Annotated in this window: 10 protein-coding genes; 3 read left to right on the top strand and 7 right to left on the bottom strand. The window is 43.3% G+C overall.

The genetic code is table 11. The features are described 5' to 3' along the window. The 4 genes from JNK13_07080 to JNK13_07095 form a co-directional block, all read right to left on the bottom strand. Nucleotides 1-196, bottom strand: a 196-nt coding sequence (locus JNK13_07080) for a hypothetical protein (protein ID MBL7662499.1), incomplete at its 3' end; no start/stop codon positions are given. Further along, the gene (locus JNK13_07085; GenBank protein ID MBL7662500.1) at nt 193-1,005 is read right to left on the bottom strand and encodes a hypothetical protein; all 813 of its coding nucleotides are present in this window, start codon (nt 1,003-1,005) and stop codon (nt 193-195) included. The genes JNK13_07085 and JNK13_07080, both read right to left, overlap by 4 nt. Before the next feature lie 109 nt (nt 1,006-1,114). After that, nucleotides 1,115-1,384, bottom strand: a complete 270-nt coding sequence (locus JNK13_07090; protein ID MBL7662501.1) for a hypothetical protein — start codon at nt 1,382-1,384, stop codon at nt 1,115-1,117. 2 nt (nt 1,385-1,386) lie between these two features. Further along, nucleotides 1,387-1,941 (bottom strand): NUDIX hydrolase, encoded by a 555-nt coding sequence (locus tag JNK13_07095; protein ID MBL7662502.1) that lies wholly within the window; start codon nt 1,939-1,941, stop codon nt 1,387-1,389. Nucleotides 1,942-1,996: 55 nt separating this feature from the next. Here JNK13_07095 and JNK13_07100 point away from each other — a divergent pair, with 55 nt between their 5' ends. The 3 genes from JNK13_07100 to JNK13_07110 all read left to right on the top strand — a co-directional run bounded on the left by JNK13_07100 (nt 1,997) and on the right by JNK13_07110 (nt 4,594). Continuing rightward, the gene (locus JNK13_07100) at nt 1,997-3,820 is read left to right on the top strand and encodes a carbamoyltransferase (protein MBL7662503.1); all 1,824 of its coding nucleotides are present in this window, start codon (nt 1,997-1,999) and stop codon (nt 3,818-3,820) included. 19 nt (nt 3,821-3,839) lie between these two features. Next, a complete protein-coding gene (locus tag JNK13_07105) occupies nt 3,840-4,343 on the top strand; it encodes a hypothetical protein (GenBank protein ID MBL7662504.1) in 504 nt (167 codons plus the stop codon). Nucleotides 4,344-4,438: 95 nt separating this feature from the next. After that, the gene (locus JNK13_07110) at nt 4,439-4,594 is read left to right on the top strand and encodes a hypothetical protein (GenBank protein MBL7662505.1); all 156 of its coding nucleotides are present in this window, start codon (nt 4,439-4,441) and stop codon (nt 4,592-4,594) included. 47 nt (nt 4,595-4,641) lie between these two features. Here JNK13_07110 and JNK13_07115 read toward each other — a convergent pair whose 3' ends face one another. The 3 genes from JNK13_07115 to rmuC all read right to left on the bottom strand — a co-directional run bounded on the left by JNK13_07115 (nt 4,642) and on the right by rmuC (nt 10,337). Next, on the bottom strand, nt 4,642-5,700 hold the full coding sequence (locus JNK13_07115) for a hypothetical protein (GenBank protein ID MBL7662506.1): 1,059 nt from the start codon (nt 5,698-5,700) through the stop codon (nt 4,642-4,644). Next, a complete protein-coding gene (locus JNK13_07120; GenBank protein ID MBL7662507.1) occupies nt 5,663-8,686 on the bottom strand; it encodes a GAF domain-containing protein in 3,024 nt (1,007 codons plus the stop codon). The genes JNK13_07115 and JNK13_07120 overlap by 38 nt, the downstream gene beginning before the upstream one ends. Nucleotides 8,687-8,984: 298 nt before the next feature. Further along, complete coding sequence (gene rmuC / locus JNK13_07125; protein MBL7662508.1) at nt 8,985-10,337, bottom strand: DNA recombination protein RmuC; 1,353 nt, start codon at nt 10,335-10,337, stop codon at nt 8,985-8,987. Nucleotides 10,338-10,352 lie beyond the last annotated feature (15 nt).

A 10,352-nucleotide genomic window follows, 5' to 3' on the forward strand; every position in this document is an offset into this window, starting at 1 on the left:
CGTGCACAGCAATAATATTGAATAAGCCAAGACCAATTGCCATGGTGCCAACGACCTGAATACCTTTAATGATTGCTTGATGGATTGCTGTAAATTCAACACCATTAACTTTCTCTGGCATGGGAATAAAATAGGCGATGAAAAAATAAAGCCCGCCGATAAAAGTTACCAATGAAATTAAACGCTGCTTGCTCATTGACGTCTTGTTCCGTCCCAATTTGTAGTCAGCGCAACCGCAAGTGGACTATCTTTCTGTTCAAGATCATAGAAAAGGGAATAAGCAGTAGCTTGCACAGACCCTAAAATCACTAATAAAAGTACAATAAATTTTGCAAAATCCTGCCCACGCAGACTGCCAGTTTGCACGGGATCTTGGGACAAGTATGCGCCTGCTGCAAATAGTTCTTCGCCAATTAAAGTGTAATCGCAAGAACAAATAAAAAACGGGATTTGCTCGTTGGAAACAGTTGCTGCAACCTGCATTGCCCCAACTTGTTGTCCGGCTTCAGCAAGAATTAATGATTCAGCAGCAAAAGTGCCAAACATCAAGGCACTCCCCACATTTTCACGGTGAATCATGCCCATATAGCCTGAAGCATAGGCAAATTGCTCTGAGGACAAAAATCTCACACTTTCGTGATCGTAACGTGAAAGTGCGCGCTCTTGGCGAAAAGCTGCTTCAACTGTGCGACTCGTTAAGACAAAACCTTCCGGGTCATTACAAGGGACGAGCAAGCGGTGGCGTAGCTTTGCAACCCTTCGTGCAACATGGGCAAGCACTCCCAAGCACGCATAGAGAACGGGACCAACACCAGCTCCACCAGTTGTAAAAGATACAGGTCGTCCCAACTCAACTGCGCGACCAACGGCATCATCTAGTGCATCAACTCCGGGGATTTTACGCACAAAGATTTTTTCACCTTGCTTAGCACGCCAGATTGAAAGCAGCACTGGGGCTACAAATAAAACCGTAAGAATCATGATTGCTGGCGTTGCGTGTTCCACGCACTAAGAAGACTAGACAACCAGAAGTTATGCAAGATGGTAGTTTTAAGAATTTTTGCCGGTAAAATCTTGCAAAATATTATAATCAGGCACTGACACGTAGAGAGAATTAATGGTTTTTCTCAAGTTGTTCAAGTTGGTTGATTAATTCTTGAATCGCCTCTGGGGAGCTAAGAATATTTCGTAGCGAATCGAGTGAAGATTTACGCATAAAGGGTTGAACAAATGGAGCTAAAAAAAGGATCAGATTTTCAGCTACAGCCCGCAAAGGCAAATGTGACTCGAGTAAGAAAATTACTGGTGCTGTGAGTTTGCGCGAATGAATTGTCGCAGCGATTTGTTCGAGTTCGCTTGTGGTGGATTGTGATTGCGGATCCATAACTATCTCAAGCCTAGAAAATTTGCTGCACGCTCAAGCGCAATAATACTAATTGCGTCGACAATTTCTCCACTACGCGCCATTTGTAAGGCGGTCTGAAAAGTTACGCGCTTGACTTCGAGTATTTCAGTAGTGTCAGGGTTTTTGGTGGGAATGACGGTTAATCCGCGCGCCAAAAACAAATAAGCACGTTCGGAAGAGATGCAATTACTTAAATGCACCTCTGGTCCAAGTTGTACCCAATCGCTAGCAACAAGTGAGGTCTCCTCTTTAAGTTCACGTTGAATGGTGGTGAGTGGTGCCTCACCTGGGTCGCCGCCACCTTCAGGAATTTCCCAAGAATAGCAATCCGTTGGATAGCGATATTGCCCTACGAGATAGATGTAATTCTCTGTGTCAATTGCAACAACTCCTGTAGCAATACGGGTTTCAAGCACTCCGTAAATGCCTTTTTCCCCGTCTGGGCGAATTACCTGGTCCTCGCGCAAAGAAATCCACTGGTTTTTATAAATTGTTTGAGAACTAAGTTTTTTCCAAGGATTTACTGCTTTTTTAATTTGCATCATATTGTATTTAGCTATTTTACTTAATCCATGCTACTAGCACCTGATTATGTCGACTTATATTCTAGGAATATCAGCATATTATCATGATTCGGCCGCAGCGCTAATCTGCGACGGTAAAATTATTGCTGCTGCTCAAGAAGAACGCTTTTCCAGAAAAAAGCACGATCCCGGGTTTCCCCATCTTGCTGTGCAGTACTGTCTGAGGGAGGCAAAGATTAAGGTCGCCGATCTTAAATATGTTGCCTTTTACGATAAGCCTTGGATTAAATTTGAGCGTCTATTTGAAACCTATATTAGCTACGCGCCACAAGGTTTAGCTTCTTACCTTAAAGCATTTCCTGTTTGGCTTAAAGATAAGCTTTGGATTGGTGATCTCATCAAGCGTGAGTTGGAGTTTGAGGGTGAAGTAGTTTATCCTGAACATCATCAATCACATGCAGCTTCTGCATTTTTCCCCTCGCCGTATGAATCTGCAGCTGTGTTGACGATTGATGGAGTTGGCGAGTGGTCAACTGGCAGTTATGGAGTTGGTAGAAGTAATAAAATCGAGCTTACGCATGAATTGCGTTTCCCGCATAGCTTAGGATTACTCTATAGCGCCTTTACCTACTATACTGGCTTTAAGGTTAACTCTGGTGAATATAAAGTAATGGGTCTTGCCCCTTATGGTGAGCCAAAATATGTCGATCAAATTTTAAAACACTTAGTCGATCTCAAAGGAGATGGATCGATTGCTCTGAACATGGAGTATTTTAACTATTGTCAGGGCCTCACTATGACCTCAGAGAAGTTTCACCAACTCTTCGGTGCGCCACCTCGTGGAGCTGAAACTCGACTTGAGCAACGCGAAATGGACTTAGCTGCTTCAGTTCAAGCTGTCACTGAGGAATCAATGCGGCGAATGGCTAAACATTTGCGCAAAGAGACAGGAGAAAAAAACCTGGTTTTAGCTGGCGGGGTAGCACTAAATTGTGTGGCCAATGGTAAGGTACTTAAAGATAAAACTTTTGATTCGATTTGGATTCAGCCTGCTGCGGGAGATGCGGGAGGGGCCTTAGGTGCCGCACTTTTTACCTGGCATCATGTGCTTGAGAATAAACGTATTCCGCAAAAATCAAGCGACTCCTTGGCAGGCTCATATCTTGGTCCAAAATTTTCTAACGAAGAAATTGAAAGTTTCCTGGAAACGACGGGTGCCCCGTACCACCGGTTTGCAAGCGATCAAGCATTGGAAAAAACAGCAGAAGCATTAAGTTCAGGAAAAGTAGTTGGTTGGTTTTCAGGAAGAATGGAATTTGGTCCACGGGCACTTGGAGCTCGTAGCATTTTAGGTGACCCACGCAAAACCGATATGCAGTCAGTGATGAATTTAAAGATAAAGTTTCGCGAATCGTTTAGACCGTTTGCGCCGGCTGTTTTGCGTGAAGATCTTGCCAAATATTTTGAACTCGAAGAAGAATCACCATATATGTTGCTTGTTGCGCCGGTGAAGGCTGAGCGCCGCCGTAAAATGAGTGACAATGAAGAAAAACTGTTTGGCATCGAAAAGTTAAACCTTGTTCGAAGTGATATCCCTGCAGTGACTCATATTGACTACTCTGCTCGGGTGCAAACTGTCGATGCCGAGCGTAGCCCGCGGTTTTATGACTTACTCAAGAGTTTTAAAACTAAGACTGGATGTTCGGTGTTAATTAATACCTCATTTAACGTGCGCGGAGAGCCAATCGTCTGCACACCATTTGATGCCTATCTGTGTTTTTTAAGAACAGAAATGGATGTTTTGGTTTTAGAAGATTGCCTGCTTTATAAACATGAACAACCGCAACTTTCCAAAGATTCAGATTGGATCAAAGAATTTGAGCTCGATTAACGTTAATAGGAAAGAATTAATGACACTGACTGTGCAAACAAAAAAATTAGAGCAACTGCAACTCGAACCAAACCTTGATGCTGGCAAGGCATGCTTTGCTTATCTCACAACATATCCGACCAAAACTTATGATCGTCAAAAGGCGCTGCGTTCCTTTGCCTTGCAAATGGCGTTGGTCTTAACAGTTATTTTTGCTGCAATCGTTTATTTTAAAGGCAGTATTCACCTCAAGCATTGCTTGATTTTAGTTCTGGATTGCGCTTTTTTGCTTTTCGGTGTCTTTAATCCGCTTAAATTGGATAGAGTTGAAAAGATTTGGATGAAGTTTGGTTTTTATTTAGGTGAGTATTTCGGGAAAATATTATTGGTATTGCTCTTTTATCTTGCTGTTTTACCAGCAGGACTAATTTTTCGTTTGCTTGGAAAAGATTTGCTAGAGCGTAAGTGGGATACTTCTCGGAGTACTATGTGGCGAGAAATTGGCCCAGATAGTCCGGGGACTAGACCGTTTCAACCGTTTTAAATTTGTTCATTGAACAAATTTATCCCGCCGTAGGCCCAATTATTTTTAATTTGGCGTAGGCGGATTGTTAGAGTAGGATTTCAATATTAGGAATTATGGCTCAATCAAAATTTTTATTACTTTGGCAATTTATGAAAGTGCGTAAAAAATGGTGGCTGACACCAATTATTATGCTCTTTATTTTGCTTGGGATTATTTTAGTGACTGGGCAAAATACTGCGCTTGCCCCATTTATTTATACTTTGTTTTAAAGCCGTTTTTTTCGATCCAGCGCAGACCAAAAAAACGAAGCTGGAGACTAGGCACGATTTTGTGGAAGTTGCTTGCGAACTCCTTTTGCGACATCCTTAATTTTCACATCATCGGGAATTAAATCGTGCTCCTTGAGGTAGCGATAAATTGCTTCAGCGCTAATGCGATGTGCAATTTCATTAGGGTGTCCATCGATTCCTGGCTCAACTTCAAGTCGGATTGAAGGGATGTTTCGATAGTTTTCAAAGAAATCTACAAAGCTAAGGTGATTTTTCTCAAATTCAGCTTTAAATTTTTGATGCAGCGGAATAAATGGATAACTGCCATCAAGTGGCGAATTGAACATCGGAAGTAGCACAACTAAAACCCTGGTTTTGAATTCATCGCTATACTTCTTGATGTTTCCAACTGCATTAGAAAACATATTCCAGTTTTCTTTTGCTTCAAGCATTCGAAAATGAAATGCCACATGCTCTTTGGAAAATTGATAAGCATAGTAACGTTCAAGTAATAAATGCGCCAAGGCCCAATGCTCCAGCAATTTTGAATCAAAAACAATCTTGCCGTTTTTTAAGCGCGCAAACTCGTGCTTAGGGTGATATGGCACAAGTTGCGTATCGTTTAGTGTGACTTGTAAAATCACTAAATCAGCGTGATACTTTTCCATCGCACGTTTGACCAGTGGCACTTCTTGGTAAGTTGCAAAGCCCGGGACTCCCCAGTTGATAACTTCAACTTTTTGCTGGTTTTGATTTAAATTTAAGAGACGCTCTAGACGTTTGGGAAAGGTGTCATCAAACTGAACTTTATCACCATAGGTAAAGGAATCACCGACAACAATAATCCGGTATGTCCCGGCTGGCTTTTCTGGAGTCACGGGCAAATTGCGGTAGTCAGTTGAAGCTTCGGGAAGGTACCAATAGACTGGACGATCAGAAGCTACTTTTTTTGCAGGGATACTGAGATAGGCTCGTGCAATAATTTCCCCAGCGATTAAGAAAATCAGAATTCCAAACAGGGCTAAGGCAAGATTGGCAAGCCAGTTTGTGCTTTGTAAATCTGTTATCTCAGTTGGCTGGAGTGCGGTCTCGTTTGACGTCATCATGATCGGCGGCTAAAATATTACTTGCAGCTATATTTGACTCCGACTTTAAAACTTTTGCAAGTGCAATTCCGAGTTGCTTAATTTCGTAAGGCTTAACTACCACTCCAGAAAAGCCATAGCTTCGATATTCTGCCATAATTGGGTCGTTTGAATAGCCGCTAGAGACAAGTGCAACGACTTGGGGGTCAATTTTCTTTAATTCACAGATGGCGTCTTTACCGCTCAATCCTCCGGGGATTGTGAGATCGATAATGACTGCATCAAAGCGCTGTTTAGATCTAAACGCAGTATTGTAACTATCAATTGCCTCACGTCCATCAACTGCATAAGCGACTTCGTAGCCAAGGCGCTCCAGCATCGCGCCAGTAGTTTCCCTAACTAGATCTTCATCGTCCATGACAAGGATGCGCCCAGAGCAAAGAGCAGGCAAACTAATCTCTGTTTGCTCAGTTTCAACTTGAATCTGCTCAGCTAAAACTTTAGTTGATGCTGGGATATAAAGCTTAAAGGTTGTGCCCTGACCAAGAGCGGAATCAACTGTGACTTCACCGTTATGCTTACGCATAATTGAATATGTAGTTGCCAATCCTAAACCAGTTCCGGTGTCTTTAGTCGTAAAATACGGATCAAATATTTTGATTAAGTGATCGGGATGAATTCCAGAGCCCTGATCACTAACTTCGATTCGCACATACTTACCTGGCGTTAATGATACTGTGATTGAGCCATCGACATCTTGAGGGAGTTCGACATTAGCACAACGGATCGAAATTATCCCGCCATTGGGCATCGCTTGTACCGCATTAATCACTAAGTTTTGAATTACTTGTCCAAATTGCCCGACATCCACTTCCACGGGCCAAAGGAAGTCTGGAATATCAATTTCACAGCGACAATTTCCACCACGGCAAGCAAATTCGACAGTTTCATTAATAAGATCCTGTAGCGAAGCTGTGGTCTTAATCGGGGAACCCCCACGGGCAAAAGTTAGTAGTTGCTGAGTTAAGTCTTTTGCCCGGAAAACAGCACGTTCTGCTTTCGTTAGATGATCATTGATTGTAGAAGTAGGGTCGAGAGCATTTTTTGAAATTGAAATATTACCAACAATTGCAGTCAGAATGTTATTAAAGTCATGGGCAATGCCGCCGGCAAGTAGTCCGACAGATTCAAGTTTTGAAGCGCGTACGACTTGTTCTTCCCACTTTTTCTTTTCACTTATGTCAGTATTCACAATTAGAATCGAGCGCGGTTCATTTAGCTCATTGCGCATCACCGTACGACGGCTTTCGACGACAATTTGTTGACCTGATTTTGTTAGCTGTTGTCGCTCGCCACGCCACTCCCCACGGGTATAAAAGTCTAGTCGTTGATTGATTAAAGTCTCTTCTAGGCCTGGAGACAAAAGTTCTTGCGTAGATTTTCCGATCGCCTCAGCTGCTTTCCAACCGTAGAGATCCTCTGCGCCCTTATTCCAAAAAATAATGCAATCATCGTTATCAGTCACGATGATTGCATCGCGCGTAATATCGAGAATTGCGGCATGTGCACGGATTTGCTCTTCAGCTTTCTTACGTTCGAGAGCATTAATAAACATTTCAGCTGCTACTTGTAGAAGCTGTATTGCTTCTTTGGACCAGCGCTTTTCTTGCTTTACGGAGTCAAATCCTAAGAAGCCGCAGACAGAATTTGCATAGATAATTGGGACAACGAGCACAGACTTAATGCCTTGCGCGAGCATTTCCTGACGTTCATTTTCAGCATCTTGTGGCAGGTTAGAAACACGCGGAATATAGAAAGGGCGTGCGCCAGCCAATTTTTTCATGAACCAAGGAAAAAGTTCGGAGTCAAGATAGAGCATGCGCTCGTAGGTTGAGTGAATTCCGTCGTTACACCATTCGATTCCGCTATCAACTTTCGTTTTATCGCTATCGAGAATAAAGATATAGGCACGGTCCACTCCGACGAAGGTTGCAATTTCATGCAAAGCCTTGCGAATACCTGAATCAATTTCTGAAGAGGGTAGGTTAATGAAGTTTTTACCAAGGGTTGTCAGTAGGCGTTCGAATTGCAGTCGATACTGTAAGCGTTCGCGGGAAATCATACGCTCTTGACTTTCGATTGCCAGGGCAGTTAGGTCAGCAAGTGATCCGGCAAAGGTCTGCTCGTGGATTGTCCAATGTCGTTGTGGCCCAATATGCTCATGGCAAACGACCCCAACAGTTTTTCCGCCAACTCTGATCGGAGCATCAAGTAGTGAGGCAATGCCGTTAGGGATTAAATAGTTTTCAGCGAAACCTTTAGTCGCTTCATTGCTGCAGGCATCGTTCGCAACGACTGCACGGTCGGCTTCAAGCGCGGAGAAATATTCAGGACAAGTATCGAATTTAAGCTGTGCGCCGAAGCTGTGCTTATTTGCTGAGCGTTGATAAAGGTTTACACAATCAATGATGGTGCGGTCTTGATTGTAGAGCCAAATACTGACCCGTTCAATACCTAAGGTGGCAGCTGCGGTTTCAGTAATTTCTTTTAATGCTTGTGCTAGGTCGCCTTGGATCACAGCAGTGCTTTTGGCTAGGCGAACTAGAACTTCGTTTTGTTTGCGGATTGAACGCTCTGTCTCTAATAATGATTCCTCGTTGCGGCAGCGCTCTGTGATGTCAAAGGCGACTCCATGAACTGTTGCAACTAATCCGGAAGGGCAGCAAAGTGGCAGAAAGCGTACTGACCAAACAGTTTCGCCAATTTCAATTGTGCTCGTAAAGGTTTCTCCGCCAAGTGCGCGGCGCACGTCGCGATGAACTTGGTCATTATCAAAATTAATTTCAAAAACAGACATGCCGACAAGTTCGCCAGCTTTAAGTCCGAGGGCTTCAAGTCCATGCCCTTCGGCGAGAATAAATTCGCCTTTTGCATTAAGTGAGAAAAAAATCACTGGCATATGACCAGCGAGGGAAGCAAACTGCTGCGCTTCAGTCCCAAACGCCATAGGAGATACTCCGCATGAAGATGCTTTGCAGTATAGCCTAAGACTATAAAATAATCATCATCGTCTGGGCTTAATGTTTTGTCAGCTGAGCCAACTAGCTATAATCATTAGTTATTGAAATTAAATCAGCACAGACACCACAAGCAAAAGACTTATTAGGACTAAAATCTTTTGCCGAAGATCATCCTCAAGCCAAACTGTATTGTTTATGCAATACCACTGCAGAATATCGCTTGGGCAAGATTCGAGTATTGCCTTGGAGAACAGGGATTACAACTATCCTCGAATGAAATATTAGTTAAATCAGCTTGGCTGGGTCATCAGGCGCCTGGGGATCTTCAGCAGATAAAGTCGGACGCCTTGGAACGGAATCTAATAGTTCTATTTTCTCAATCTGATTTGTTGCCTGGATGCCAAGCTCAGGGAACTTACGAGTTGTCGTTAAGATATCATCTTCCAGAGTCTTTAAGGCCTGATTATAAGCAGTCACACTTTTGTCCAGACCCTTTTGCAGATTAAGAAAATGGCCTGTTAGTTTTACGACGCGATCGTAGAGAGATTTTCCAAGTGCGCTGATTTCGCGCGCATTCTCTGTCAACTGCTCCTGGCGCCAGCCATAAGCAACCGCCCGGAGTAACGCGATTAATGTCGTCGGCGTTGCTACAATAACTTTCTCCTGAACCCCACGCTCAATTAAGCTCGGGTCATGCTCCATCGCCGAACTAAAAAAAACTTCTCCCGGAATAAAAAGCACCACAAATTCTGGACTCGGTGAAAATTGCTCCCAGTAACCCTTGCGCCCAAGTTTGGTAATATGGTCTGCCACAGTCTTGGCATGCCGTAAAAGCTGCGATTTCTTGGCTTCATCATCATCAACTTCAAGCGCCGTGAGATAGGCTTCAAGCGGCACTTTCGAATCAACTACAATCGAGCGATTCCCCGGCAATCTCACAATCATGTCCGGGCGTAGGCGATTTCCGTCCCCATCACTTTCACTGACCTGCTCGACAAAGTCACAATAAGAAACCATGCCCGCAAGCTCGACAACGCGACGCAGCTGCATCTCGCCCCAACGTCCACGCGTTTGCGGAGCGCGCAGCGCCTTGACTAGATTGGAGGTTTCTTTTTGTAGTAGTGAGTGATTTGAAGTTAAAGTTTTAATCTGTTCGGTCAAACCTACATAAGCATTAGAACGGGCTTTTTCAATTTCACGAATATTTAGTTCGACCTTATTTAGTGATTCTTTGAGCGGAGCAACTAATTCGCCGATTGATTTTTTGCGCGATTCAAGATCTTGCGAAGCCCCATCTTGAAGTTTTTTAAAGGTCTGCTCAGCAAGCTGTAAAAAAGAAGTATTATTATGCTGCAAGGCTTCGGCAGAAAGCGCCTTAAAGGCATGCGAAAGATTTTCTTCAGCTTGCTCAAGCAGTCGAATTTTTTCTTTTGACTGATAACGTTCGCTTTCAAGTGTGGCATCAAGCTTGGCGATACGAGTTTTAAGCTGGACTTCAAGATTTTTGATTGCGCGTTGCTTGAGAATCCAGACAATTAAACTGGCAAGAATAAATCCAATCCCGAAATAAATTACTTTATCCATCCATTGTGGATTGCTCGTGATTTTATCAAGAAAGGCGCTATAACTACTTGCCATATAATTATTTTCCAG

Source organism: bacterium (assembly GCA_016786595.1).
Classification (GTDB): domain Bacteria; phylum Bdellovibrionota_C; class UBA2361; order SZUA-149; family JAEUWB01; genus JAEUWB01.

Coding starts and splice junctions, on each gene's coding strand:
- JNK13_07090 (MBL7662501.1), bottom strand. CDS start 1,384: ATGGATCCGCAATCACAATCCACCACAAGCGAACTCGAACAAATCGCT.
- JNK13_07100 (MBL7662503.1), top strand. CDS start 1,997: ATGTCGACTTATATTCTAGGAATATCAGCATATTATCATGATTCGGCC.
- JNK13_07105 (MBL7662504.1), top strand. CDS start 3,840: ATGACACTGACTGTGCAAACAAAAAAATTAGAGCAACTGCAACTCGAA.
- JNK13_07110 (MBL7662505.1), top strand. CDS start 4,439: ATGGCTCAATCAAAATTTTTATTACTTTGGCAATTTATGAAAGTGCGT.
- JNK13_07115 (MBL7662506.1), bottom strand. CDS start 5,700: ATGATGACGTCAAACGAGACCGCACTCCAGCCAACTGAGATAACAGAT.
- JNK13_07120 (MBL7662507.1), bottom strand. CDS start 8,686: ATGGCGTTTGGGACTGAAGCGCAGCAGTTTGCTTCCCTCGCTGGTCAT.
- rmuC (MBL7662508.1), bottom strand. CDS start 10,337: ATGGCAAGTAGTTATAGCGCCTTTCTTGATAAAATCACGAGCAATCCA.